Source organism: Streptomyces sp. GMY02 (genome assembly GCF_019056675.1).
GTDB classification, from domain to species: Bacteria; Actinomycetota; Actinomycetes; order Streptomycetales; family Streptomycetaceae; genus Streptomyces; species Streptomyces odonnellii.
Genome location: NZ_CP077658.1, coordinates 7,491,565 through 7,517,925, shown reverse-complemented (window position 1 = coordinate 7,517,925; position 26,361 = coordinate 7,491,565). Strand labels below are relative to the sequence as shown.

The window sequence follows — 26,361 nt, the reverse complement described above, 5'->3', positions numbered from 1 at the left end:
CCCCGAAAACCCACCGGACAGGACCTAGCCCCGCCCCGGGCCACCGCCCGTACGCGCGGATCACGGCTCGGCGATCCCGTCGCAGGTGTGTGGCTCGCGGTGCTGTCCGTCACCGTCCTCGGCTGGATCGTCGTCGCGGCCCGTGGCGGGGACTTCCTCACGACCACCAATGTGGTCACGATCCTGCAGAACAGTGTCGCGCTCGGCCTGGTCGCCGTCGGTCAGTCCGTTGTCATCCTCACCGGCTCGCTGGACCTGTCGGTCGCGTATCTCATCAGCCTCGGCACACTCGTCGCGGCGGAGACCGTGGCGAGCGGCGGCGTCGTGACGGCCGTGATCGCCGTCCTCGCCCTGTCGGCCGCGGTCGGGCTCGCCAACGGACTGGTCGTCACCGGCCTGAAGGTCAACGCGTTCATCGCCACGCTGGGCACGGCGTTCATCCTGCGCGGCTGGATCGAGGACAACTACACCGGCCCCGCCGGGAAGGTACCGGCCTCCTTCCAGCACCTCGGCTACAACCGTGTCGGTCCGGTCCCCGTCTCGGTGTTCCTCCTCGCGGCGGTGGCCGGCGCGGTGTGGTTCATCACCCGCCGTACCCGGCTGGGCCATCACATGTACGCGACCGGCGGCGACGAGCACGCCGCGCGGCTCTCGGGCGTACGTACCCGCCGTACCGTCGTCGTCGCGCATGTCATCTGCTCCCTGTGCGTCGGCGCCGCCGCGCTCTTCCTCGCGGCGCGCCTCGGCGCGGGAGCGCCCTGGGCGGGTACGGAGGCCCGCTACGACCTCGAATCGATCGCCGCGGTGGTCCTCGGCGGCACCGCGCTGGCCGGCGGGCGCGGCGGAGTCACGGGGACTCTCGGCGGGGTCCTCGTCCTCGCCGTTCTCGACAGCGTCTTCAACCAGCTCGCCGTCGACCCGTTCTTCAAGAACGTGCTCCGCGGTGTCGTCATCATCGCGGCCGTCGCCGTCTACGCCCGGCCCCGCCGCGCCGCGAAGGGAAGGCCGACCGCATGACCACGGCAACCGTCACCCGCCACGGCAAGCACGTCGTACGGGCGCTGGGCACCGGCGCCCCCGTCTTCGTACTCCTCGCGGTGCTGCTCGCCGCGCTGGCCCTCACCGATCCCGGCTTCTACGAACCCGACCGCTTCCTCTCCTTCGTCAAACGCGCCGCGCCGCTCGTGATCCTCGCCGCCGGCCAGTATCTGGTCATCGTCTGCGGCGAGTTCGACCTCTCCGTGGGGGCGGTCGTCACCGCGGGTGTTGTGGTCGCCGCCGAGTTGTACGGCTCGTTCCCGGGCGCCCCCTGGCCGCTCGTCACCGCTCTGCTGCTCGTCGCGGGCGGAGTGGTCGGATGTGTCAACGGGCTGATCAGCACGGCGCTGCGTGTGCCGTCGTTCATCGCCACCCTCGGCATGATGCTGATCCTGGAAGGCGCGGTCTTCTTCTGGACCGGCGGCTCCCCGCACGGCGCCCTGCCGGCCGCCTTCCGCGAGCTCGGGCGCGGCTCGGCGTTCGGCTGGCTGCCATGGGCGGTGATCGTCTGCCTTGCCGCCGGTGCCGCCGCCATGCTGCTGATGCGCTCGGACTTCGGCCGTACGCTCGTCGCCACCGGTGACAGTGAACGTGCCGCGGCCCTCGCCGGGGTACGTGTCGCCCGGGCCCGGATCATCGCCTTCGTCCTCTCCGGGGTCGCCGCGGCGACCGCCGCGGTCCTGGTCGGCGGCTTCTCGGGCGTCTCCGCCCAGGCGGGCAGGGGCTACGAGTTCGAGGCCATCACTGCTGTCGTCCTCGGCGGAGTCGTGCTGGGCGGCGGGCGGGGCTCCATCGTCGCCGCCATGGCAGGCGCCTTCTCGTTGCAGGCGCTGTTCACCCTGCTCAACCTCCAGGGCGTCTCCGGCGCGCTGGAGTCCACCGTCCAAGGATGCATCGTCATTGCCGCCGTCGGGCTGGGAGCCGCCGACTGGTCCCGGCTGCGCCGCCGACGTACGAACCCCTCGGAAGGACAACCCTTATGACAGCGCCCCGCCCCCTGCGCGGACGTCCGCTCCGCGTACGCGCCCTCATCCCGGCCACCGCCGCGCTGCTGGCGACCGGTCTCCTCGCGTCCTGTACGAGCGACACACCACCGGACGCGCCGGCCGCCCCCGGCAGCGCCACCGCCACGGCGGACAGCTCCGGCAGCGGCGAGCAGTCGGAATTCTTCGAACAGGCCGAGTACGAGCGTGAGTTGGCCCTCGCGAAGGAGCAGCCCCAGGGTCCGGCCGACAAGCCGTGGGAACAGATGCTCCGGCCCGAGTTCACCGACACCGCGCGTTACAAGAAGGAGACGGCGGGCGGTGTCCATCTGTGCTTCTCCAACGCCGGTGTCTTCAACCCCTGGCGCCAGGTCGGCCTGAAGAACATGAGGGCGGAGGTCGGACTGCACAAGGAGATCACCGAGTTCACCGTTCTCGACGCGCAGGGCAAGGACGACAAGCAGATCTCCGACATCCAGGAACTCACCGGCAAGGGCTGCGACGCCCTGATCGTCTCCCCGAACACCACCGCCACGCTCACCCCCGCCGTCGAGCAGGCCTGCGCCGAGGTGCCGGTCATCGTCTTCGACCGCGGTGTGGAAACGGACTGCGCGGTCACATTCATCAATCCGGTCGGAGGCTACGCGTACGGGGCGGTCGCCGCCGATTTCCTCGTCGAGAAGGTCAGGCCCGGGGGCAAGATCCTCGCCCTGCGCATCTCGCCCGGTGTGGATGCGCTGGAGACCCGCTGGTCGGCCGCGGAGGTCGCCTTCGACAAGAGTGAACTCGACGTCGTCGACGTGAAGTTCACCGATGGTGACCCGGCCAGGACGAAGTCGGTCGTCACTGACGCGCTGACCCGGCACGGCGGCATCGACGGTGTGTGGATGGACTCCGGCGCCACCGCCGTGGCCGCGGTGGAGGCGTTCGAGGACGCGGGTCAGGACGTACCGCCCATCACCGGCGAGGACCAGCAGGACTTCCTCCAGGCGTGGAAGGACAAGAAGCTCACTGCGATCGCCCCGGCGTACCCGACGTTCCAGTGGCGCACCCCGGTCATAGCCGCTCTGAAGATCCTCCAGGGGCAGCAGGTCCCCAAGGAGTGGAAGCTCCCGCAGCCCTCCGTCACCGAGGACACCCTCGACGAGTACCTCCGGCCGGGCATGCCTCCGCTGCACTACGCGATGTGCGGCTGCGCCGATCTGCCCGGGTTCCCCGAGGAGTGGGGAGGCAAGGGATGACCCGGTTCCCGCTCGGCGCCAACCCCTGGATCTGGCACTCCCCCGTCGGGAACACCGTCCTCGCCGAGGTCCTTCCGAGACTGGCCGGCTGGGGTTTCGACTGCGTCGAACTGCCGCTGGAGCAGGCCGGGGACTGGGATCCCGCAGCCGCCGCCAAGCTGCTGGACTCGACCGGGCTCGCCCCGGCGGCCGTGATCGCGGTCATGCCGCCCGACCGGAATCTCGTACGGACCGGTCCGGGCACCGTACGGGCCACCCAGGACTATCTGCGGCGGTGCGTCGACGCGGCCCACGCGGTGGCGGCTCCCGTCGTCGCCGGTCCGGTGTACACGGCTGTCGGACGCACCTGGCGGATGACCGCCGCGGAACGGGCCGCCGCCTGCGCGGAGTGGCGGGAGAACCTCGCGCCCGTCGTCGGCCACGCGCGCGCCGCGGGCGTACGGATCGGGGTCGAGCCGCTCAACCGGTACGAGACCGCCCTGCTCAACACCGTCGGCCAGACCCTCACCGCGCTCGACGGCCTCGACGACTCGGTCGTCGGGGTCGCCCTCGACACCTACCACCAGAACATCGAGGAGCGCGGTCTGCCCGGTGCCGTACGCGAGGCCGGCTCCCGCATCGTCCATGTGCAGGTGTGTGCCAACGACCGCGGCACTCCTGGTGCCGACCATCTCGACTGGGCCGGATTCCTCAGCGCGCTGGAGATGAGCGGCTACCGGGGCGCTCTGTGCATCGAGTCCTTCACCGCGCACAACAACACGATCGCCGTCGCCGCGTCCGTCTGGCGTCCGCTCGCCCCCACTCAGGACGGCATCGCGACCGAGGGCCTGGCCTTCCTCCGCCGGGTTCTCGACAGCCCCTGACCGGCGACTCCTTGACCGGACCCCGCCTCGGCCGGTACCCCGCTCGATCCCTGCCGCACCCGCTCGATCAGTACGCCCCCTTGATCAGTACCGCACCCGCACACCGAACCCCCTCCAGAGAGGACCGGTCATGAGCCGTCATGCTCGCGGCATACGAAGGGCGGTCGTCGCCTCGGCGAGCGCGTTACTGCTCGGGCTTGCCGCGATTCCCGCCGGCGCCGCCACCGCCGCCGACAGCGCCGAACCCGCCTTCCGAGCCCTGCTCTTCACCCGCGCCGTGGGTTATGTCCACGGTTCCATCCCCGCGGGCATCAAGATGTTCGAGGAAGAGGCGGCCGAGAACAACTTCGAGATCGTCCAGACCGCCGACCCCGCCGTCTTCGACGACGAGAAGCTGAAGGACTTTGACGCCGTCGTCATGCTGCAGAACTCCGGCATGGTCTGGGACACCGACGCACAGCGCGACGCGATGGAGAACTACGTACGCGGCGGGAAGGGCGTCGTCGCCATCCACAACACACTCGACATGGGCGTCGAGGAACAGTTCCCGTGGTGGGACGAGACCATCAACGGCGGCGTGCACATGCCCGCCCACTCACCCGGTGTGCTCCAGGGAACGGCCAAGGTCGCCGACCGTGTCCACCCCTCCACCAAGAGCCTGCCCGAGCGCTGGGAGCGCCCGGAGGAGTGGTACAACTTCGACCGCAACCCCCGTGGCGACGTGCATGTCCTGGTCACCGCGGACGAGACGACATACGACCCGGGCGGCTCCGCGATGGGCGCCGACCATCCCATCTCCTGGTGCCGCAACACCCAGGGCGGCAAGGTCTGGGCCACCGCGATGGGGCACGACACCCCGGCGTACAGCGAGGACTTCTTCCGTGACCATGTCATCGGCGGACTGAAGTGGGCCGCGGGCAACGAGGCGGGCGACTGCGGCGGCACCGTCTGGAGCGGCTACGAGAAGGTCACCCTCGACGACAACACCGCCGACCCCATGGAACTCGATGTCGCCGAGGACGGCCGGGTCGTCTACATCCAGCGCAGCGGCGAAGTGAAGATCTTCGACCCCGAGGCCCACTCCACCGTCACCGCGGGCACGCTCGACGTGTACACCGGCGGCGAGGACGGCCTGATCGGCATGGAGCTGGACCCGGACTTCGGCAGAAACGGCTGGATCTACCTGTACCACTCCCCTGCCGGAGCCACGCAGGACATCAACCGTCTCTCCCGCTTCACCATCAAGGGCAACACACTCGACCCGGCCGGCGAGAAGAAGCTCCTCGACGTTCCGGCGTACCGGGACCGCACCTTCCCCGAGCCCGGACACACCGGCGGCGCGGTCGAGTTCGGCCCGGACGGCACCCTCTATCTCGGTGTCGGCGACGACGTACCGCCCAACCTCGACCCCGACTGGCAGGGGTACGCGCCGATCGACTGGCGTCCGGGCAAGCAGATGCTCGACGCCGCGCGTACCGCGGGCAACACCAACGACCTGCGCGGCAAGATCCTGCGCATCAAGCCCACGCGCAGCGGCGGCTACACCATCCCCAAGGGCAACCTCTTCAAGCCGGGCACCAAGAAGACCCGCCCGGAGATCTACGCGATGGGCTTCCGCAATCCGTTCCGCTTCACCGTCGACCCGAAGACCGGGTACGTCCATGTGTCCGACTACGGCCCCGACCGCGGCGCCCCCGCCACCGACAGGGGGCCCGAGGGCCTCGTCGAGTACAACGTCATCAAGAAGCCGGGCAACTTCGGCTGGCCGTTCTGCCACGGCAACAACCAGGCGTACGCCCCGTACAACCCGGACACCGGGGCGGTCGGCGCCAAGTTCGACTGCGCGAACCCGACGAACCCCTCACCCAACAACACCGGGCTCACCGATCTGCCGGACCTGACGCAGCCGGAGCTGTGGTACGGCTACGGCGTCTCCGAGGAGTTCCCCGAGATGGGCTCCGGCGGTTCCGCCCCGATGAGCGGCCCGGTCTACCACTACGACCCGGCGAACCCCTCCACGACGAAGTTCCCCGCGTACTTCGAGGGAGCGAGCTTCTTCTACGAGTGGGCACGCAACTACGTGAAGGAGATCCGGTTCGACAGCGACGAGAAACTCCTCAAGATCAACGACTTTCTGTCGTCGGTGACGTTCAACAAGCCGATGGACATGACGTTCGGCCCCGACGGCTCGCTGTACGTCCTCGAATGGGGCAGCTCGTTCGGCGGCGGCAACAACGACTCGGGCCTGTACCGCGTCGACTACGCCCAGGGGCAGCGCATCCCGGTCGCCAAGGCCACGGCCTCCGCCACGAACGGGCCGCTGCCGCTCGAAGTCGCCTTCTCCAGCGAGGGCAGCACGGACCCGGACGGCGACGCGCTGACCTACGCGTGGGACTTTGACGGCGACGGTACGTACGACTCGGACGAGGCGGCCCCCACTCACACGTACACCACCGCGGGGGACTTCACCGCCCAGCTCAAGGTCACCGACTCCACCGGCAGGTCGGGTTACGCCAACATCCCGGTGACCGCGGGCAACACCGCGCCGAAGGTGACCATCGACTTCCCGGTCAACGGCAAGCTCATCTCGTTCGGGGACCACATCCCCTACAAGGTCACGGTCACCGACCCGGAGGACGGGCCGGTCGACTGCTCCCGGGTCACCGTCAACCCGGCCCTCGGACACGACGACCACGAGCACCCGACCACCGACATCCCGGGCTGCGAAGGCACCGTCGACACCGGTGACCTGGGCGGCCACCCCGAAGGCGCGGACCTCACCTACGTACTCAACGCCAAGTACACGGACCAGGGGGCCCCGGGAACCTCCGCCCTCACCGGCTACGGCCGCGCCGTACTGCAACCCCGCCACAAGCAGGCCGAGTACTACGACGCGCAGTCGGGCACCCGGGTGGTCTCACAGTCCGGCGCCGAGAACGGGCAGCGCATCGGCGACATCAGCAACGGCGACTGGATCGCCTTTGACCCGATGAGCGTCGAGGGCATCGGCGAGGTCGGCTACACACTGTCGTCCCCGTACGGCGTCGGCGCGATCGAACTCCGCGCGGATGCCCCGGACGGCGAACTCCTCGCCACCACCCCGGTCCCCAACACGGGCGGCTGGGACACCTACCGCCCCACCCCACCCACCCCGGTCAAGCCCCTCCCGGGCACGCACCGGCTGTACCTGGTCTTCACGTCCCCGCAGAACAACTCGTTCGACGTGGACGCGATCGAATTCACCAGCCCCTAGCCCGAAACGGCACGAGGAAAGCGCGCTGCGCGCCCGCCATTCACTGCGGGCGCGCAGCGCAACGCTCAGCGATGAGAGGCGCCCGGCCGGATGTGCCCGGACGGGTGCCTCTCTCGTTTCTTCATTCCCGCAGTCGGCCGACCCGTTCGAGCAGTTCGGGCCATTGCTCCTCCGGTTCGGAGCCGGTCAGGCGGAGATATCCGGGTCCTGACACCCATTCCAGGAAGAAGGTGGTGAAGTCGTCCGCGGCTTTCTCGAAGACGGACGACATCCACCATTCGACCCCGGTGTCGGGGAAATACCAGACCGAGCCGTTCGACCGGTTGACGAAGAACGGCTCGTCGGAAATGACTCCCGGACAGAACCATTCCTCACGGCCGAGTACCACCGGGGCCCCGTCGACCGGGTCCGCGTAGAACTGCATGCTGTCGACCGTCGCGGTGCCGAAAAGCGTGACATCTCCGCACGTCGCGCCGTCGGTTGCCGCGAGGAACTCACGGATGGCAGCCGGCGGCCCGGACCCGATCGTCTCGGGCCGGGCCCCGGCGGGCAGCGAGTTCAGCATGCGCCACTCATGCCGGGTGGCCATGGCGGCGCGCAACTCCTCCACCACCCGCCGGAGTTCGGAATTCACCGTGCGATCCCTACCATTCGATCTTGATCTTGATCGGAGTGAAGTCGTCCAGGTTCTTGATCTGCGGCCAGGCAGCGACGCACGCCCGAACACCGGGGGCGGGGAGCCCGCCCACCGGGAACCGGCCGGCCGGCGCACCGGCCGCATCGGCCTGGTGAGCGCCGCCGCGGTCCTGGTCATATGCACCGCGCTCGTCCTCTTACACCGTCCTCAGCAGCCCGGACACCCCACCCCACGAAAAACACCGTTCCCCCCGGCCAACACGTCCAAAGCGCCACCGCCACCGGCCAGTACGGCCGCGCCACCTGCACCGGCCAACTGCCGCCTCAGTGAGTACTCGCGCCTCAATGAGTACTCGGCGTCCTGAACCGGCCGCCCATGACCCGGAGCAGTCTTGTTCTCGCCTTGAACGTCTCGTTCGGATCACATGGCTTCAGTAGCCTGCTGTCGGCCTGGTATCGGGGGGAGCTGAGCGTTGGAGAACATCCTGTCTGTAGCCATCGGTGCCGGTATCGGCCTCATAGGGATCGTGTTCGGCTCGTGGTTCACCGCGCGCCGACAGGACCGCATGTGGCTGCGCGAACAGAAGCTGAAAGCCGGGGTCGCCTTCAACACGGCCGTGACTCAGCGCATCGACTACCTTCGCGAAACACAACTGAGCGACGACGGCGCCGGCGGCAACGAGCTGGCGGGCCGGATGCAGGAAGCCCGGTCGGCCCTCTACCTGCTGTGCGCCGACGACACCGTCGATCTCGCCAACGCTCTCGCGCGCCGGGTCTGGAGCTCCCGGCCCAGCGAGGGCAGAGACGACCGCAGGGCCGAGCACACGGAGACACTGGATCTGCTTCGCCGCTTCACCCATCAGCTCCGGCAAGAGATCGCCAGGACGTAGTCCCGGACGGTCGCGGTCGTCTCGTAGCGGGTGGCGCGGCGCGGCCACCCCGGGACGGTCTCGCTCAGCCCAGGAAGCTCAGTCTCACCTGACGTTCGGGGTTGTCCGTATTCGTGTCCACCAACCTCCGTTAAGGCACCCCAGGATAGCTAAACGCACGCCGCTCTACGAGCTGGTGCATACGCACCGTGCCGGTCCTTCGGACCCGACATCCCGCATGGGCGAAATTTCATGGGCTGCGGCGGGATCGTGCCTCTCCGGCCCCGGCCCCGCCCGCTCCGGCCTCTGCCTTGCCCCTCCGGGCCCTGCTCCTCTGTTGCTCTGCTCCTCCTCCGTCCTCGGGCCGGGTGACGCGGCTCGGCCGCGGTCACGGCCTCACGTGTGGAGCGTCACGCACTCCCGCAGGAGCGGTTCCAGTCGAAGGTGTCCGTCCTCCCGGTCGAAGACCTGAAGGGCGTCGAGGCAGGAGACGATCCATCGGGCCTCCTCCTCGTCCTCCAGCCCCGCCACCGCGAGTGCCACAGCGGTCACCGCGCTCACCAGGTCGAACCGGTCCTCCTTGAACTCGGCGGCGAGCGTCTGATAACCGGCGGCGAGCACGGGGTTCGCGTAGACCCCGGTCGCCTCGGCGAAGGCGCGGGCGTCCGCCCGGTCCATGCGGATGTCGGCGAGCTGGCGGAACACCTCGTCGGCGTCGCCCCGTTCGCCGTGCAGCCGGTGCGCCCGGTCAACCAGGAGCGGCCAGCCTCCGGTCAGTTCGTGGAGTCGGTCCAAACGGTCCTCGGTGTGGAACATCTCGACGCGCTGCGCCCAGCCCCGCAGACTGCGGCGATCGTGGCGGCGCAGCACGACCGGGGCCGCAGGGGTGTGCTCAGCGCCCGTCAACAGCGTTCGCCACAGGTCAAGTTGGTCGACATCGGTGACGAGGACGACCGCTCGAGTCACGCCCGGCGTGCCCGGAAGCAGCGTCTCGGCTTGGTCGACGGCCTCCCGGCACGCCTCTGGACGGGCCGGATAGTTGGCGAAGTCGCTGATGACAACCCTTCGTTCGCGCGGCGCTCCGCCCGTGAGTTCCTGCCGGTACACGCGCCCGTTGCCGACGGCCGGCAGCTGCCAGTCGGCAATGCGTCCTGCGACCCTGCGCAGGGTGTCGCCGACGTCGGTGACACCCGTCGCGGCGCTGCCCAGGACGACCCGCGCCTGGTTGGACCGCTCCCCGAGCAGATCGTCGAGCTGAGTGATGGTGAGCGGGGCAGGCCGACCGTCCGGCAGCTCGGGACGGCCCTCCAGCACGATGCTCTCCTGGAGTTCACAGTCCTGTTCGGCCCTGAGCAGTCGGGCCTCCACCTCGTGGGAGCTGCCGATCATCCGCAGGGCGCTGGGACCCCGCAAGTGCCAGCCGAGACCGTCGTGGTTGGGGGCGAGGATGCCTAGGCCGACCATCTCGGAGAGGTAGGCGCGGAAACCCTCGGTATCGAGCTGTTCGAAGCCCTTGCGCCAGTACGTCTCGCACTCCTCACGCAGTTCGGTGTCGCTCAGCCGCACCTCCAGGCCGCGGTGCCGGGCGTGATAGGCCAGCACGTTGGCGATCACGTCGTAGCGGTGGTCGAGGCTCAGCGTGTCCTTGAAGGCGGCCGAGATGCTGTCCCGCAGCCCGGTGTCCGACTCCACTACCTCGATGTCCGCCAGTTCCACCTTGTACAACGGCCCAGCCGGTCCGTTGGGCCCACGTCGTGCCCGCTTCCGGTGCATCACCTCCACCAGCCGGTGCCCGAACATCTGAAGCAGGAACGGCTGGTAGGAGCAGTATCCGAGGACCCGGTTGACCAGGTCCAGGTCGAGGAACTCGAAGCCGAGGGCCCGCATCGGTTCGACCAGCAGCTCGGCGGCGAACTGCGGAGCGAGCGGACCGATCACCTTGGGGGTCTGAGCGAGATGGCCGAACGGTCCGTTGCTCGCCATCTTGGAAAACCGCTGCACGGAGTGCAGGCCGGCGAAGACGACCTTGGCCCTGTCCTTGGTGTCGTCCCCCAGGCCCTTGAGCTTCTTGGTCTGGTTGAACCGGGGAGCGTCCGCCTCGAAGAACTGGTCGCATTCGTCGAGCAGGATCAGCAGCCGCCGACGTGAGTCACCGTCGGTCCATGCCTGGATCCCCGCGCGCACCCGTTCGGAGATGTCCTTCACGGGCTTACGGCCCTGAGGAGGGCCCAGCACCTGCGCCTCGGTGAGTTTGCGGTCCAGGACGCTCCACAGCGTCTCCGGCCCGAGCGAGCTGCCCTTGCCGATGTTCTCCTGGTCGAGGTTCACGTACACCGACAGATGGTAATCGGGGTACTGCTCCATGAACTTGTCCCCGGCGTCGGCGAGCAGCGCCGACTTGCCGAGGCCCCGGCCGCCGAAGATGACCTGGGTGCCGCGCGGGTCAAGGATGCTCTTGCGTTCGGCGTCCCGGCCGTAGAACATCTCGCCGCCGATCCGACCTCGCTTCTCCCTGATGTACGGGTTGACGCCGGAGAACGGCAAGAGGGTCTGGGTCGCGATGCTCACCTGGCGGTTGCCATGGGCCGCGAGGTAGGCAAGTGCGGCGTCGTCCACGACCAGCAGCGGCTGGGACAGCCGCCCCGAGCCCACAGCGAGCTCGATGCGCGCCTCCCGGCTGAGGGTGCCAAAATAGAGCACGACCAGGCTTGTTCCACTGGTGTCGCGCTCGGCCCAGCTCATTACGACCTTGGCGGGCGGCCGACCCCACACCATCATCACCCGCAGGTTCCCGCCGTGTTCGCGGATCTGCGAGCCGAACGCCGGCGCCTTGGCCCTGCCGTTGATCACTACATCGGTCGCCTCGACAAGCCTGTACTCGCGCCGGTGCTGGGACCGCTCGTCGAGCTGCCGTGCACTCTTGGCGTCGTAGCCGAGCAGCTTGAGGAGCGGCGGCACCCGCCGTGTGTGCGCCACGTGCAGCCTGTCCTTCGGCTCGGTGGTGCCCATGAGCCGCCACTCGTCGAGGGCGTCGGCCGCAAGCGCCGCCTCGTCGGTGGACAGCGCACTGTAGTCCAGCACGGGAACGGCGGGATGCGTGCCGCAGGACCGCACCAGGCTGACCAGGTCGCGGTCGATGCCGCCGCGCAGTCCGTCGGGCACCGCTGGGAAGAACTCCGCCAGATGGGACTCGCCGTTCTCGATCTCGGGGACGTCCTCGCCGATCTCCAGGAAGTAGACAAGGTCGGCGGCGGTGGCCAGGTCGTTGGTCTCCAGGCTTCGCAGCACCTGCGCCCGCTGGTCAGCGGTGCTGTCCAGCACGTCGAGCCGGGCCCGGATTCGGTCGGCCGCCTCTCGCCGAAAGTCGGGGAGGCTGCTGCGTACTGTGTCGAGGCCGCGCCGTACGGCGACCAGGTCGTGCGTCTCGGTCTTGTCGAGCCGCTCCCCGGCATCCGCGAGCAGCTCTTGGAGGCGCAGATCCTGATCGTCGGTCACAGCGCCGTCCGCCTGCGCACGGTGCAGTTCGGCTACGAGTTCGTCGTGTTCCCCACGCAGTTCCACACGCCGGACGCTCTCCCGCTCCTCGACCTCGGTGAGCGAGGGCGGCAGGAACTCCCCGGCCCGGGCGGCGGGCAGCACCCCGCGTTCGGCCAGTTCCACGATGGTACGGACCGCGGTGAAGGCATCGTGGTCCAGTCGCTCGGCGACGGCTTCCGGCCAGCTCCGGTCGACCGCGGCGAGCAGTACGGCCGACGACGGCCGCTCTTCCACCGAGTCGCACACCTTGAGCAGTTCCGCGTCCAGCACGACTTCAGGAGGGATCGGTCCGCCTGTCCGCATGGTCGCGTTGTCCCCGGTCAGCAGAGCGTACAGCTCTTTCATCGAGGCACGGGCCGCCCACGCCTTCGCGGAAGCGAGACCTGCCGAGTGGCCGGCGAGCTGCTTCAGTTCCCCCAGCACGCCGTCCTTGCCGTCCAGGAGTGACTGCCGAAGAGAGGAGATTTCCTTCACCGCGCGGTTGCGGTCGGACCGGTCGCCCCGGCGGGTGCCGTCCACCACCAGGCACCACTCCTTGGCCGGACCGACGGCGCGGTCCACGAGGTGCACCAGGTCCTGCCGTCCGGACCCCTGAAGGGGTTTGCCGCTCGACGAGCGATACTTACGGTCCATCCGGTCGATCTCGCTGTTGACCTCGGTCAGTTTCGACAGGCGTTCCGCCTGCTCCCGCACATGCTGGATCGCGGCCCGGTCGTCCAGCGCGACGGCCGTCAGAAGCGAGCCGAGCAGCCCGCCCTCGGGTGCCAGCCATCGCTTGGCGATCTCCGTCGCCCGCGCGAACCGCAGCCGCTGCGGCGCCAGCAGCGTGTTGCAGTGGTTGCGCAACTCCGCAAGGCTTGCGTCGCGTTCGGCATCATCGGCGATGACGACCAGCGGCGACGCGATCAGGGCACCGCTGAGCGCACGGTCGGCGACCGCGGTCGCCGCGCCGCCGAGCTGGTCGGGCAGACGGGGCACCAGCGCCTTCAGCTGAGCCCCCGCCAGATGGTCTCCGGTGATCAGCGCTGTCCGCAATAGGGCCGGGAGCAGGAGGAGTTCGCTGCCCTCAGTGTCGCGGCCCGCGTAACCTCCGTATCTCTCCAGAAGGTCGGTGGTGAGCCGCGCGCCGCGGCTGTCGCCGGAACTGAGCAGCCCGGCGGCGCCGGCCAGCTGGAGCGCCGCCGCCTGCGGCTCGGGACGACCCACGGCGCGCGCCATTTGATGCGCGAGCCCGAAGCGCCGCTCAACGATCAAGCGGGCGAGGACCCGCTCGGCGACGGCCTCCTCGGCGCTCTCCTCATCCGGATCTCCGTCCGCAGAAGGGCCGCCGTCATGCCGGGACGGCTCCTGGGCGTGGACGGTCCCAGGGGAGGACACGCGTTCGCCGGGCGAGTCAGCGGCCACGTCCGCGGACGCCACGGTGGGCGCGCTCGAACTCGCGATCGCGCTGGTGGGCATGGGCCCGGGGACGGTTTCGAGCGTGGTCGCCGGGGTGCTGTCCGTGGATGCCGTGGGCGGCTGGGCGGCGAGGCCGAAGGGTTCGGGAACCGTCTTCGCGGGCGGGGCGGTCCGCTTCTCGGAGGCGGAGTCGGACGTGGCTTTGCGGGGGTAAGCGGCGGCGTCATCCACCGGGGCCGGATCCGCCGATGCGGGAGGCGGTCCCTCCGCAGGTTCCTCGTCCGTCGCGCCGCCCTGTCCCTCGTCGGCCTCCGCCTTCGCTTCAGCCCCGGCCGACGTGCGGAGGGGCGCCTCGAGCTGCGGGAACGACAGATCAGTGACCATAACGGCGGCCATCGCACAGGCAGGCAGTATCCGTACGACCTGTTCCTGAAGAGTGAGGATCTCCGCCGCCGCGTCCGCCTGACGCCCCAGTCGGACGATCCGCGCCAGCGCCAGGAGAGCCGCGCTCTCCTCGCGCTGTTCCTCCCCCCACATCTGCTCCCTCAGCAGGCTCCGCGCCGCTTCCCGCGCGGCCTCGGTGGCCGAGGCTGCGGCGCTGCCGGGGCGGCATACGACATCCAGCAGTGCCCGCAGGGCCTCCCGCGCCAGTACGTCGTGTTCACTTGCCGCCCGGTGCGAGTCCGCGGCGCGGACCATGTCCTCCAGACGGCGGGACACCCCTTTGATCCCGGCCGCGCCGAACGCCGCCTCCGCACGGTCGAACAGGGCGTTCAGCGCGGTCAGCCGCAGCAGGTCCTCGCCCTGTGGCGGACTTCCGTCCGCGACCGCGACAATCACCTTCTCAGCGGCCTGCCGGGCGAGGACAAGGGCCGACTCCAGCTCTCGGCAAATCTCGTCCGGCTCCGGCCCCGCCCCCTCACCTGCCCCTGGTGCCTCGGCGGCGACGATGTCCGCAGCCGTCGGCGGCATCCCTCGGTGCGCGCTGTCCTCGGGCGTGGTTCTCCGCTCTCCGGGCATGCCGGGCTGGAAGGTGGGGTAGGCGGCCGCGATCTCCCTGGCCAGCTCGCCGACCCTGTCGAAGCGTGCCTTCTCCTCCTCGCCCGCGTTCCCGGCGAACCAGTCCTGGTCCGCGGCCCAGGCCAAAATGTGGGCGTCGCCGACCGAGGCGTTGCACCATACGAAGACCGTGGCCCTGACCAGTGGCTCTCCCCACCGGGACACCGGGTCGGACGCCGCGTCCCCCGAGGGGGCGCAGGCATGCTGGCCGACTTGGTTCATCACGGTATGCGTGAGCGTCTTGACCGCGCAGGTGCACGCATGCTGCCGCGCGTCACGCTGAAGCCTGCCGAGCACATCCCGGCACAGGGACTTGCTTGCCCGCCGTGGTGCCGCGATGCGGATGCCCAGGCTGTCCAGCAGATGCTGACGGCCCTTGGGTAAGAGAGAGTTGAACGCCAGCTCCACCGCGCTGACGGGGAGTTCGTGCACAGCGGCGACAGCTGGCGATGTCAAGGCCCTGAGCGCCTCTGCCAGACCTTCGAGTTCCTCGGCGGGGACGCCTTGCGGGGACAGCGGTGGCCCCGTGACGACGTGGTAGCGGTCTCGCATACGGGCGGGTACTCCGTTTCCTCGTGCTTCTGAACGGTGTGCGGGCTGGGCCTGACTGACGAGGATCCGGCCTGACAGATGCAGGCCCGCCCTGGCAGGTGTGGTGTCTACGGAGGCGGACTCGGGGCCAGCCCGGCGGTGCGGGAGGGGGATGGCGCTCGGGCGATCGACCGAGGTCGCACAATCGGTGTGGACCTCCGGGATCGACGGAGCACACGCGCGGACCTCTCAGTGTCCACGCGTGTGCTCGGTGACGAATGTGTAGCCGTAGGGTAGTTCCCAGCCGTCCGCCTTGCCGAGACGGCGGCAGTAGTCGCGGAAGGCCGCACGCTGGACCTCGCTGGGAAAGCACCCCGGGCGCAGGCGGCGCAGATGACCGGGAACGAACTGGACGCCGAGCAGCGCACCGCCCTCGTCCGTACCGCCCCAGGGACGTATCACTCGTCGTTCCAGCGGTCGGTAGCCGATCAGTGCGATGACCGGCTGTCCATCGCGCACCGGGTGGTGGGGGCGCCCCATGGCGTCCCGGCTACCGAGTGCTGGTTCCAGCACCCGCTCCGCGAACAGTTCCATGACCGCCGACTCCAGGGAGGCGGCCTGTGCGCGGGCCGGACGGTGCCCGTAGGCGGCGGTCGGCAGTGCCGCACGGTCCATGAGGGCGTGCCCGTCGAGGGTGAGCAGGCCACAGCGCCGCACGGTGCGCATGACCAACTGTCGTGGGCCGAGTCCGGCGGCACTGTCTCCGTGGCGGTCGCTGCCCGGGACGTCTTCGCGAGTGAGCACGCGCGGGTCGTAGCAGTGGCCGGTCTCGCGATCGCCGATCAGTACCCGCTCGCGGAGGAGCGTGGTGGTCATGCGGATCGTAGCGCCACCGAGACTGTGGTGGACCTCGATCATCAGTCCGGGGAAAAAGTCGAGCGGCCAGAGGATCCCGGTCAGCCGTAGCGCCTCGTGGCCGAGCTCCACGGTGACAACCTGTTCCGCCTCCTTCTCATCCACCGTCTGCCCCGGGTGGCGCAGTTCCAGGCGCAGAGTCGGGTACCGGTCGTGGGACCGGCAGAGGTCGCGTACGGCCTCCGGGGGCAGGGGGAACCAGCCGTCGATGAGGTGGGTCAGCCGCAGGGGCGCCCGCCAGACGACGTCGGTGCCGTCGCTGCGCAGAAGTTCACCGGAGCCGAGAGAGGTGTCGTCGGCGAGCGGCAGATCGACCGGCTCCAGGTCCACGCAGGGCTCGGGCTCCGCCTCCGGGGGGAGGGTCGAGGCCCAACCGCGCCCGGCCGGTATGAGGGGGTCCCCCGAGGGCTCCGGTGCGCCGGGGTGGTGGGACCGCCAGACGCCTCCGCTTTCGAAGGCGTCGTCGAGGGTGATCAGCGATCCGCTCACAAACAGGCCCTGTTCGCTGTCCCGTTGGACGACATCGGCGAGCGCCATGTTCGCCCGGCACACCGCGGCAACGTATCCGGTTCCGGTGAGCAGATCCGCCGCTCCGGGGAAGGCGCGCAGCCTCGGGCCTACGGCGATGTATACGGGGTGCGCGGAAGTGTGCATGTAACGTCGTTTCACCGGCACGGCCGCGTGCTCCACCGCCGCCGCCAGGGATCTGAGGTCGTCGCCGCCCAGCGGGCCGGTGTCCCGCCAGCACTCGGCCAGGGAGGTCTTGGTCATGGCGTACTGGCCCCATGTACGCAGCAGTTCGCTGGAGTCCAGGGCACCCCGGATCGTGTCGAAGATGCCGGCCAGCCCCGCCCGCAGATCCTCATCACGCGTCCCGCCGACCAGTTCGGCGAGGGAGACGGGGACGAAAGGGCTGAGTAGCTGGTCCCGGGCGGTGCTCAGCAAATGGTCAGCGTACGCGGACAGTTCGTCGCGCCGGGCGGCCTCCTGGGAGGGGTAGCAGACGTCGACCACCAGATGTCCGTCCGCGTTGATCCACCGCTGACGGGTACGCAGGCGATGGAGCTGGGTCGGCGAAAGACGCAGGGCAGGTCCGAAGGCATCGAGGTCGGGCACAAGCAGTTCCCTGCGTCGCGGCGCGGCCCCCTCCCCCGGTTCGCCCGGCCCTTCGGCCCCCGCGGGAGCCCCCGACACCCACGCCGGCACGTCACCGTGCACGCTCGCCTCCGGGTGAGCGCCCTCCCGGTAAACGATCTCCGCGAAGAGCGGATCCGATCCTGAGGTCACGCACACCATCGCGCCGACCGGCAGCACCGGAGCGCACTCACCGAGGGTGATCACAGGAAAGTCCTCGGGGCGCAAGGGGCTCGCGCCGTACCCCTCCCCGCCGAGGTCGTACCCGAAATACGCGGCGTTGAAGGCGACCGCGGTGTGCACAGGTGCCCGACGGGCCGCCACGACAGCCTGAAGGTAACTTCGCAGCCGCTCCCGCTCCTGCTCGGGCACCGCGTCGTGCCCTGCCGTCATGGCGGGCGTCAGCAGCGCCCGTTCCCCATACGGATCGGGCACCTCCGTTCCCCCGGACTCACTGTCTGTAGCCGACTCGTACGGGTCCCCACCCATGGCACCTCCGCCCCCACCACGAACTCGCCCCGGCTCGTCTGCGGTGATCCCGCAGACTATGCCCACTCCTGGCATCTCTGCGGCACATTCATCACTTTGCCTGGGCACACCGCGGACGCCTCAGCGTTTTCCGTCACGGAAAAATTCACCCAAACCGAACAAACGGAGCATATTACCGCAGTGCCAGATGACGCATACGAGACCACGTTGACGACGTGAACGTACATATGCCGCGCGCGTCGCACCAACGCACGGAGGCGCGATCACCCCCTACCCCCGGTGCCCCATCGATGCTCGCCACTTTTGACAGGATCCGACCTGTCGACAAGGCGCCTGACACCCCATCCGAACGAGCGTCAAATGAGCGTCATTTCAGCGTCAAGATATCGCCCGTAACGCCCGCACCACACATAATGCGCATGCGTAAAATCGCAGGTCAGGAGCTCTTCGCGGCGGGTTCAAGGATGGCGACACACTCCACATGGTGCGTCATCGGAAAGATGTCGGCCTGGACGCAGGCAGAAAAGTAGCAGGTCAGAGCTGCTTTCGGGGCCCGGATGAGAGCCGCCGGGCGCCCAGAGCGTCAAATGAGCGTCACGACCCTGCATAGGTAGGCACCGGAACTCTGGCCCGTCATGGCTCCCCCTAGATGAATGAGTCCGATGTTCTCAGTGGTCATAGGCGATGAGTGATCGTTTGGTCTTGGCGCCGGTGGTCCAGTTGTGCCAGATGGCTGTGGCGAGGGCGAGGAGTCGTTGGCCGGTGCGGGCGAAGACTCCGGCCGGGGTTCTGCCGCCGTGCTGTTCCAGGCTGAGCTGGCCTTTGAGGGTGTCGAAGACGGCCTCGATCCACTGGCGGGCCCGGGCGAGGCGGCCGTGCCGGGCGGGCTCGTCCTTCCGGTCGGGCCGTACCAGATGGACGCCGAGGCGTTCGGTGAGGAACGTCTCGAACTCCCGCCCGGCGAAGCCCTTGTCCGCGAGGATCACCTGACCGCTGCGGACGAGGTGGTGGTCGCGTTCCAGCAGCGCGGTCATCACCTGCCGTTCCCCGGGTTTCGGGTTGGCCAGGCACCAGGACACCGGCATGCCTTCGGCGGTGGTCAGCAGGTAGAGCCGGAATCCCCAGAAGAAGCGGGAATGGGAGCGGCAGTAGCCGTAGCCGGCCTGCCCGGCCAGTTCGGAGCGTCTGACGGTCTCGCGGGAGGCCGCGCAGGGCAGTGGTGTGGAGTCGATCAGCCGCAGGTCGTCGTGCCAGGTGGGCACCTGCCTGGCCAGGGCCTCGATGACCTGGCTGATGAGCGGGCCGGCGGCGTTGAGCCGTTTGTTGTAGGCCGACTGCTGGGGCAGGTAGCGGAAGAGGTGTCCCAGACGGGCATGGGCGAAGCGGATCCAGTGCCGGGCCGAGGGAAAACCCAGCAGGACCTGGGCGACCGCCAGGCACAGCAGTTCGGCGTCCGTCAGTTTCGGAGGTCGCCCGATCCGGCGACAAGGGGCCACATGGTCGTCGATGAACACGTACAGTGCCGCCAGAAGGGCGTCCAGGCTGGTCTTCACACCCAAGCCAGCGGGCGCCCTTCGCCATAGTCGCGGCCAGCACAAACATCGGACTCATTCATCTAGAGGGTGTCTCGCCGATCTTGCCGGGCTCGCGGGGTCCGGCACGCACGCTCGCGGCGTTGTCGTCGGTCGCCTACGCTCCGCGTGGGCTCCTTCCTCCGCCTTGCGATCGCACGCACCGGACCCCGCTCACCGATCCGGCCTGATCGACAAGACACCCCCTAGGCCAAGAGCAGCGCCATGTCCCAGTCGGTCGTGGTGCGGCCGTCCGCGTAGGCGTCGAGGGCGAGAGCCGTCCCGGCGGCGCCTTCCAGGAACGCCGGGGTGTCGCTCGGCTGCGGGACGTCCGTGAGGGCGGCTTGGAACCCGAACCGGGACTCGGGGCGGAACTGGGCGAGGGTGCGGGCCGCCATGTCGTCGACGAGGTCGGCCAGGCGTTTGTCGCCGATGGACTCGTTCAGGACGGCCAGCAGGTGCATCAGACCGCTCCACCCGTGGCACAGGTTGGGGTTGTCGATGCTCCATGTCTCCGGATCCGTGGCCAGGAGCGGCAGCAGGGAGTGGTGAGCCAGCCGGAGCCACTCGGCCCGGTCGAACGCCTGCCCCGCGAGCTGTATCGCACGGGAGATCCCCGGGGCGCCGTAGCACCAGGACGGGCGTCGGCGAGGCAGTGGCCCCTGAGGTCCGGCCGCCCAGCCTTCAAGGGTCACGTGATTCGGCCAGACCGGTCCGCTGCCGTCCTCGCTTTCGAAAGCCCGTGTCCGCAGGAGTCCGACCAGTTGCTCGACTGCTTCGCGCTGCCCGTCCACGACCGCGCCCTGCTGCCACGCCAGCGACAGCAAGGCCAGTGGCCCCGCCACACCGTGGGAGAGCCCGAGGTTGAGATGGCCGTCGGGCATCTCGACCTCCTGCCCCAGCCTGGGCGCCGCCCATGTCCACCAGCGGGGCACCTGTCGGCTCCGGTGGGTGATCTCGCCGTGTGCCATGCGTGTCAGGTAGGTGAGGACGAGGCCCAGTTCCTCATCGCACTGTTCACGGCGGGCCAGCAGATAGCGGCCGACACCGCTCATACCGCGAACCAGCTCGAACTCCCCGTTGGTGGTCGCCGGGGTGTCACGTACTGCGGGAAGCGCGCGGCGGACCAGGCGGCGCTGATGGTCGTCGAGCCGCTCCAGAGCCGAGCGGTAGCCGCCGGTGGCGCGGTGGGCGACGAGGACGGCGACGGCGACGGCGCCCGGGCCCGTGTAGATGCCGGCCGGGGCATGGGCGGTGGCGGCCATCGCCCGCATTGCGCGGACGAGGTGGGCATGCGCTCGCGCCGCGTCCTCGGCGCCGGGGCGACCGCGCCCGGTGTAGGCCAACGACACTCCCGGGTAGCCGCTGGAAAGGGACAGGTCCGACCACAGGAGCTCCCGCACGATGAACGGTGACGAAAGGCCCGGATTGAGGGCATCCACAGCGGTGGCATCGGGGTCGGCGAGCCGGTCGAAGACCTGTGCGGCGACGTCTCGTGCCTCGCCCGCGTGCCGGGGCGCGGTCATTCGGCCTCCTCCTCGTCCCGGGCGTGCGCCAGGCGGCCCTGGTGGTCACGGGCGACGCCGCGCAGCACGGCGTATCCGATGTCCTCCCCGGCCCTGTCGATGCCGAGAAGACGGTTGTGCTGCATGTGCAGCAGCGACAGGACGGTCTCGGCGTGCTCACCGGTACCGGGCGTTGCTCCCGCTTCGGACAGCAGCAGCGCACCGTACTTCCTGGTCTCGGGCGTGTTGGTCCACAGGCCGGCGAGGGGAGCGCCGAGTACCGGGGCCGCGCTCTCGGCGGTACGCCCCGGGACGATCAGCGACCTGGCCTGCTCCTGATATCGCCGGTAGTCGGAATGGGCAGGGCCTTTGGGTACGACGCGGCTGATCCACGCCGACCAGTCCCAGTCGCCGAGCGACTCCAGCAGCAGCGCGTGGTTGACGGCCGCCAGCACCGGGGCGGACAGGGTCAGCCGGCCCCGCGCCCGCATCCCGAGCTGCGCCAGTGCCGACCGGCTGTCCACGCAGAACATCCGCTCCGCGTGGGGAGGGCGTCCGGCCCGCCGTAGCGGTCGGTCTCGGGCCGGTAGGTGTCCAGGGTCGTGGTTCTGATCAGCCCGGCGTCCTGCCAGCCCCGGCTCAGAGCGGCGAGTTGGGGCAGGACCGTCGTGCGCAGGGCTTCGGCCGCGCCGTGCAGGCGGAGTCGGATATGGGGGTCCGGATCGCGGTAGCGGATGAAGTGCCAACTGCGCACTTCATCCCCGACCGCGCGGACGAGAGCAGGCAGGCAGGTGTGCAGGAAATCGTCGTGCGTGTCCTCCACCGCGTAGAACTTGGCGTAGAGCCACTCCTCACCCGGCAGGTGCTGAATGCTGTGGTCCGTGGGCCGACGCGCCGGCACCGGGGTGCGCGACAGACGTGTGGTCTGCCGTTGATCGTTCCGTCGTACGCCGCCGTCGGCCGGCCGCGGGTCGGGTCCCGGCGCAGTGGTCCGGGCAAGGGGGATGACGACTTCGCCGCTGTGTCCGCCGGACCAGCCCAGTGCGCGACCGCCGTCCGTCAGATCCTCCATGATCGCCAGGGAGTCGCCTTGCCGGACCTCGTGGCGGAACACCTCCCGGTGCCAGGGATCCGTGAGGTCAACGCGGTACGTACGGTCCCACCGGGCGAGGTTGACCTCGTCCGCCACGCGGTAGCGCACGCGCCACGCCGCGACCGCCTCGTCCCATCCGGACGTGCCTTCTCCCGGCCTGCCGTCCGCCGCGTCGCGCAGATGCCGGTCGGGCACCCAGCGTCGGGGGAAGATCGTGACGCGGCCGTACGTCACCCGGGGGAGGTACGGCAGTGCCTCCAGCCCGCACCAGTTCCACCCCGTCCATGTCCTGGCCCTGCCGAAGACGAGGTCCACCAGCAGACGGGCCACGGGCGGAGCCTCCCGTTCGAGGGCCACCATGTGCGGTACGACGGGAATCACCTCGCGTCCGTCGTCCGGCAGGAGCAACCGCAGCCCTGACGCGTCCGGTGTCACAAGGAGTTGACGCCAGTCCAGGACGCCGGGCGCGTTTCGGTCGGCGTAGACGCCCACCGGAATCTGGTACGGCAGCAGGCGCGGGACCTGCGCCATATTGAGCGCGCGCTCCGTGCGTGGGCGGTAGAGCACTTGGGCCGGTACCGTCGCGGTGTCACCGAGCCCCGTGAGGAGTGACCGCAACTCGGTTTGCATTCCGGTGAGTTCGGCGAATCTGCCGAAGGTCGCCCCGGCCACCCAGGAACCCGGGTACGCCGGGGAGACGAGCCGGAAGTCGCCGCGATCGATGGCCTCGCCGCTCTCGGCCAGCAACTGGAAGCACAGCTCCAGCGACCTGGGAGGGCTGACGGTCGCACCCGTCGCCTGACCACCGGCGGCCAGCCGGTCGATGAGGTCGGAGGTGAGCCGGACCTCGTCGTCACCGCTCAGCAGCGCCTCCTGCACCAGGTCATGTGTGAGGAGGCGACGTGCCTTGGGCAGCGGCTCCCCTTCGCGCTGCCCCGGGGACTGGGCGTCGCCGCGTTCTCCGTAGCCGGGCGGGAAGCCGATGCCCCGGTGCTGATCGACGAGGCGGCCCAGGGGAACCACTCCGGTGGTGCCGTACGCTTCCACGAACCGGTCACGGTACGTCCGCATGTGGGCGTGCGTCAGCCAGTCGGCGGACAGCTCCCACATGGCTGAGGCATACCGGGCGGCCTCCTCAGTCACCGCCCGCGACATCTGGACGTCGGCATCCATGCGCAGATCCACGTGGACGGGTGGGCGGGCAGCGGTACCCTCGGGATCGGCCAGCCGCATGAGCCTGCGCCACGCCGCGTGGCCCTCGCCCGGTGGTGTCGCGGCGTAGTCGTCCAGCGCCGCGCGAACGGACCGGAGTTCCTCCGCCGCCCCGGGCACGCGGGAGACAGCCGCCGCGATGCGATCGAACAGCGCATCGTCCAGGTCCTGCACGGTGATGGACGTCAGCAGGAAGCCGTGCCGCACGAGTTGGAACAGCGCGGCGTCCACCTGGTCGGAGCCGAATCGAGGGAAGACGTCGACGGCCTGGTCCAGCAGCCTGGCGTAGGGGACGGGCCGTGTCGTCCGGTCGCATACCCAGCTCACCAGGGCCGTGTTGCGGACGGATGCCTCGCTGCCGTTCCCAGGAACGACGAGCCGGTCGCCGCGGATGCGGCAGAGATCGCTGAGCACGACGTCGATGCCGCGCCTCACCTCGGGCAGCGCGAGCCATTCCGTGACGCGTCGCGTCAGCCAGGCGGCGTCCAGCCGTACGGCCTTCCGCCCGGGACCGGCCAGGCTCACCTTCGTGGTGTCCGCCGCCCGCCCCGGTGCCACACCGGCGAAGAGGCCGAACGGCGTGGGCCTGGTCTCGGCCCGCAGCGCGTAGCGGGAGAGGGCCAGTGCCGTACGGCGCAGCCGCTTGGCTCCTGGGTGCGCGCCCGAGTCGAGCCGGTCGAGGGAGTCGGCGAGGCTGCCGCTGGCTACGTGAAGGGCCTCGCGGAACAGCGGATGGGAGGCGGCTTCGCGTACCTGCTCGGCGGAGTCGCCGAGCAGGCGGCCGGTCGGTCCCGTGCGGGGCAGCGCTGAAATACGCAGGAACAAGCAGTCCTGCGGCGTGTAGTGCGTGTAGTGGTCGTCGTCCCGCACGTATTCCGCCTCCCCTCGGTTCCAGGCCGGGCACGAACCGCGTGGGGCGGGCGACAGAGCCCGCCCCACGCGGGTGCGACGGGGTGTGCTCAGGCGCAACAGAGGTTGCAGGGCGACCCGAACGTGCTGGGTGAGGTGGCGCCGCCCGCCGCGAACGCGGGGCCCTCGCTGTCGGTCTCCGAGATCTGGATATCGAGGTCCAGCTCGGTGAGGTCGGTGGTGTCTTCCAGCAGAAGGTTGGTGCTCATAAGACTCCTCCCGTTGTGTGGTTCGCCGACGTCGGTTTGGCGTTGGCGAATGCGTGATTCTGTTTGAACCTGGGGGAGCATATGTCTGATGCATGACCAACTTCACGTGCGCTTCGATGGATTGACTGAAAAATGCAGCCGCTTCACGCCTGAAGGGAGGCTCTACTGACGGCTCGGTTTCCCCGTGGGCAAACAGATGATCGGGGTTGAGCAAAGTGCCGCCTGAGCCTCCGGCCCAACGGTCCCTTCACGCCATGATCGGAAGGCGGTTCGCGATCGCGCGGAACTGCTTGAGGCGGCTGAAGCAGCGCTCGACTACGTTGCGGCCTTTGTGCTGCTCTTCGTCGAAGGCCGGTGGCCGGCCGCCGAGGGTGCCGCGTCGCTTTCGGTTGGCCACCCGGTCGGAGCGTTCGGGACGGCCGAGGGCCTGCCACGCTGCCGAGCGTTGCGGATTCTCCAATCCTGTCTCCGCCCGGGTCTCCTTTTTCCGGGCACCGGCAGCACGCTGGTGAGCCTGGTTGCCGGTGGAGTCCACTGAAAGTCGACTCCGGCCGGGCGACCGCATCGTCACGGACCTGAACGTGCTCCAGCAACCGGGCCCACGTGCCGTCGGCCTCCACCGGGCGAACTGCTCATGGACCGGCTGTCACGGCCCGTACCGCACCGGCAGGTCCCGCCGCGGCCCACCGGTCCGCAAGCGCCACAACACCCCGTCAATCACCTGCCGGTGATCCGGCCAGGGCCGTCCCCGACCATCCCGGGGGCCCGCTGTCGGCTGCCCCGTTTCCGCACGCGGTGAAACGCTGTGGCACGTGCTGTCCCGGCGAGGTCAGAATGGCCGGATGCGCCGTCTCGTTGTCATTGACGCCCCGTCCAACCTCGGCCTCCGGCCGCCCGCCGAAGGCACCGTGCCCGGGTGCTACAAGCTGGCGGGCGCCCTGCGTGAACAGCGGCTGGTGCAGCGGATCGGGGCGTACGAGGGCGGAGTCGTCGTTCCGCCCCGCTACGACCGCGGCGGCTGGCGGGAAGGCGACGGCGTGTTCAACGCCGAGGCGATCGCCACGTACACCCGCAAGCTTGCCGACCGCATCGAGCACCATGTCCGGGCAGGGGACTTCCCGGTCGTCCTGGGCGGGGACTGTTCCATCCAGCTCGGCGCCTCGCTCGCCCTGCGCCGCATCGGGCGGTACGGACTCGCCGTCATCGACGGATCCGCCGACTTCCGGCACCCCGGGAACTCCGACCGTATCGGTGCCGCGGGCGGCGAAGAGCTGGCCATCGCGACCGGCCGCGGCCAGGCGGATCTGACGGACCTCGAAGGGCTGCGGCCGTATGTCAGGGACGAGGACGTACGGGTCTTCGGTATCCGGGACTACGACGCACAACGGGCCGAGCTCGCCGAGTGAGGATCATGAACGCGACGGTCGGGGAGATCCGGGAGTGGGGTGCCGAGGAGCTGGCGGGCGCGGTTGTGCAGACACTTGAAGTGACCGTGACCGAGGGGTTCTGGGTGCATCTGGACGCGGATGTGCTGGACCCGTCCGTCATGCCCGCCGTTGACAGCCCCGACCCCGGAGGGCTCATGCCCGACGAACTCGCCCCGCTGCTGCGGACCTTGGTGCGATCGGAGCGCTGCGTAGGCTTGAACCTCACCATCTACGACCCCGATCTCGACCCCGACGGCTCCTGCGCGGCTCTCCTCACCGGCCTCCTCCAGACAGCCTTTACCCGACCCTGACCGGGAGCGGGCCTGCTCAGCCGGTCCCTGGCCGGGCTCCGTAGATACCGGGGCCGACAGCCCGTACGAGGGTGTGAGATTGCTGTGCTCACAAGCGTGCCCACTGCGCCGTAACTTCGCAGCCCTACCCGGTTCACGACGGGCGAGATTCTCCGAAGTATCAGTGCCGGACCGGTTC

The 26,361-nt window shown here is 69.5% G+C and carries 14 protein-coding genes and 2 pseudogenes; 7 read left to right on the top strand and 9 right to left on the bottom strand.

Annotated features, from left to right (window positions below):
* Positions 1 to 87: 87 nt before the first annotated feature.
* The 5 genes from KQY30_RS32035 to KQY30_RS32015 all read left to right on the top strand — a co-directional run bounded on the left by KQY30_RS32035 (position 88) and on the right by KQY30_RS32015 (position 7,378).
* The gene (locus KQY30_RS32035) at positions 88 to 1,017 is read left to right on the top strand and encodes an ABC transporter permease (protein ID WP_217310032.1); all 930 of its coding nucleotides are present in this window, start codon (positions 88 to 90) and stop codon (positions 1,015 to 1,017) included.
* Positions 1,014 to 2,021, top strand: a complete 1,008-nt coding sequence (locus KQY30_RS32030; RefSeq protein ID WP_217310031.1) for an ABC transporter permease — start codon at positions 1,014 to 1,016, stop codon at positions 2,019 to 2,021. The genes KQY30_RS32035 and KQY30_RS32030 overlap by 4 nt, the downstream gene beginning before the upstream one ends.
* Positions 2,018 to 3,262 (top strand): ABC transporter substrate-binding protein, encoded by a 1,245-nt coding sequence (locus tag KQY30_RS32025; protein WP_217310030.1) that lies wholly within the window; start codon positions 2,018 to 2,020, stop codon positions 3,260 to 3,262. The genes KQY30_RS32030 and KQY30_RS32025 overlap by 4 nt, the downstream gene beginning before the upstream one ends.
* Positions 3,259 to 4,125, top strand: coding sequence for a sugar phosphate isomerase/epimerase (locus KQY30_RS32020; RefSeq protein WP_217310029.1), 867 nt, complete (start codon positions 3,259 to 3,261; stop codon positions 4,123 to 4,125). Before KQY30_RS32025 ends, KQY30_RS32020 begins: the two co-directional genes overlap by 4 nt.
* A 130-nt stretch (positions 4,126 to 4,255) precedes the next feature.
* Complete coding sequence (locus KQY30_RS32015) at positions 4,256 to 7,378, top strand: ThuA domain-containing protein (RefSeq protein ID WP_217310028.1); 3,123 nt, start codon at positions 4,256 to 4,258, stop codon at positions 7,376 to 7,378.
* 121 nt (positions 7,379 to 7,499) lie between these two features.
* On the opposite strand, the gene KQY30_RS32010 is transcribed toward KQY30_RS32015, so the two are convergent.
* The gene (locus KQY30_RS32010) at positions 7,500 to 8,012 is read right to left on the bottom strand and encodes a hypothetical protein (protein WP_217310027.1); all 513 of its coding nucleotides are present in this window, start codon (positions 8,010 to 8,012) and stop codon (positions 7,500 to 7,502) included.
* Positions 8,013 to 8,487: 475 nt separating this feature from the next.
* Between KQY30_RS32010 and KQY30_RS32005 the strand changes: the two genes are divergently transcribed.
* Entirely contained in the window at positions 8,488 to 8,904 is a 417-nt protein-coding gene (locus tag KQY30_RS32005) for a hypothetical protein (protein ID WP_217310026.1), read from the top strand.
* A 375-nt stretch (positions 8,905 to 9,279) separates the two neighbouring features.
* Here KQY30_RS32005 and KQY30_RS32000 read toward each other — a convergent pair whose 3' ends face one another.
* From KQY30_RS32000 to KQY30_RS31970, 8 genes and pseudogenes are all read right to left on the bottom strand, one after another.
* Positions 9,280 to 15,429 carry a hypothetical protein gene (locus KQY30_RS32000; RefSeq protein ID WP_217310025.1) on the bottom strand — a complete coding sequence of 2,050 codons (6,150 nt, stop codon included), beginning with the start codon at positions 15,427 to 15,429 and terminating at the stop codon, positions 9,280 to 9,282.
* Positions 15,430 to 15,657: 228 nt separating this feature from the next.
* The gene (locus KQY30_RS31995) at positions 15,658 to 17,892 is read right to left on the bottom strand and encodes a hypothetical protein (RefSeq protein ID WP_254407413.1); all 2,235 of its coding nucleotides are present in this window, start codon (positions 17,890 to 17,892) and stop codon (positions 15,658 to 15,660) included.
* 722 nt (positions 17,893 to 18,614) lie between these two features.
* Positions 18,615 to 19,499 (bottom strand): IS982 family transposase, encoded by an 885-nt coding sequence (locus KQY30_RS31990; protein ID WP_217311429.1) that lies wholly within the window; start codon positions 19,497 to 19,499, stop codon positions 18,615 to 18,617.
* A 224-nt stretch (positions 19,500 to 19,723) separates the two neighbouring features.
* Positions 19,724 to 21,043 (bottom strand): lanthionine synthetase C family protein, encoded by a 1,320-nt coding sequence (locus KQY30_RS31985; protein WP_217310023.1) that lies wholly within the window; start codon positions 21,041 to 21,043, stop codon positions 19,724 to 19,726.
* On the bottom strand, positions 21,040 to 21,546 hold the full coding sequence (locus KQY30_RS36835) for a lantibiotic dehydratase C-terminal domain-containing protein (protein WP_254407412.1): 507 nt from the start codon (positions 21,544 to 21,546) through the stop codon (positions 21,040 to 21,042). The genes KQY30_RS31985 and KQY30_RS36835 overlap by 4 nt, the downstream gene beginning before the upstream one ends.
* The gene (locus KQY30_RS31980; RefSeq protein WP_254407411.1) at positions 21,492 to 24,197 is read right to left on the bottom strand and encodes a lantibiotic dehydratase; all 2,706 of its coding nucleotides are present in this window, start codon (positions 24,195 to 24,197) and stop codon (positions 21,492 to 21,494) included. Before KQY30_RS31980 ends, KQY30_RS36835 begins: the two co-directional genes overlap by 55 nt.
* Before the next feature lie 89 nt (positions 24,198 to 24,286).
* Positions 24,287 to 24,445, bottom strand: a complete 159-nt coding sequence (locus KQY30_RS31975; protein ID WP_217310022.1) for a hypothetical protein — start codon at positions 24,443 to 24,445, stop codon at positions 24,287 to 24,289.
* 250 nt (positions 24,446 to 24,695) lie between these two features.
* Positions 24,696 to 25,202, bottom strand: a pseudogene (locus KQY30_RS31970) (transposase); the annotation flags it as partial.
* Between the two features lie 85 nt (positions 25,203 to 25,287).
* Between KQY30_RS31970 and KQY30_RS31965 the strand changes: the two are divergent.
* Positions 25,288 to 26,183: pseudogene (locus KQY30_RS31965) on the top strand (arginase family protein).
* The last annotated feature ends 178 nt before the right edge of the window (positions 26,184 to 26,361 follow it).

Excerpts from the sequence above, each read along its gene's own strand:
- KQY30_RS32030 (WP_217310031.1), top strand. The coding sequence starts at position 1,014 with ATGACCACGGCAACCGTCACCCGCCACGGCAAGCACGTCGTACGGGCG.
- KQY30_RS32025 (WP_217310030.1), top strand. The coding sequence starts at position 2,018 with ATGACAGCGCCCCGCCCCCTGCGCGGACGTCCGCTCCGCGTACGCGCC.
- KQY30_RS32020 (WP_217310029.1), top strand. The coding sequence starts at position 3,259 with ATGACCCGGTTCCCGCTCGGCGCCAACCCCTGGATCTGGCACTCCCCC.
- KQY30_RS32015 (WP_217310028.1), top strand. The coding sequence starts at position 4,256 with ATGAGCCGTCATGCTCGCGGCATACGAAGGGCGGTCGTCGCCTCGGCG.
- KQY30_RS32000 (WP_217310025.1), bottom strand. The coding sequence starts at position 15,429 with ATGCGAGACCGCTACCACGTCGTCACGGGGCCACCGCTGTCCCCGCAA.
- KQY30_RS31985 (WP_217310023.1), bottom strand. The coding sequence starts at position 21,043 with ATGACCGCGCCCCGGCACGCGGGCGAGGCACGAGACGTCGCCGCACAG.
- KQY30_RS31975 (WP_217310022.1), bottom strand. The coding sequence starts at position 24,445 with ATGAGCACCAACCTTCTGCTGGAAGACACCACCGACCTCACCGAGCTG.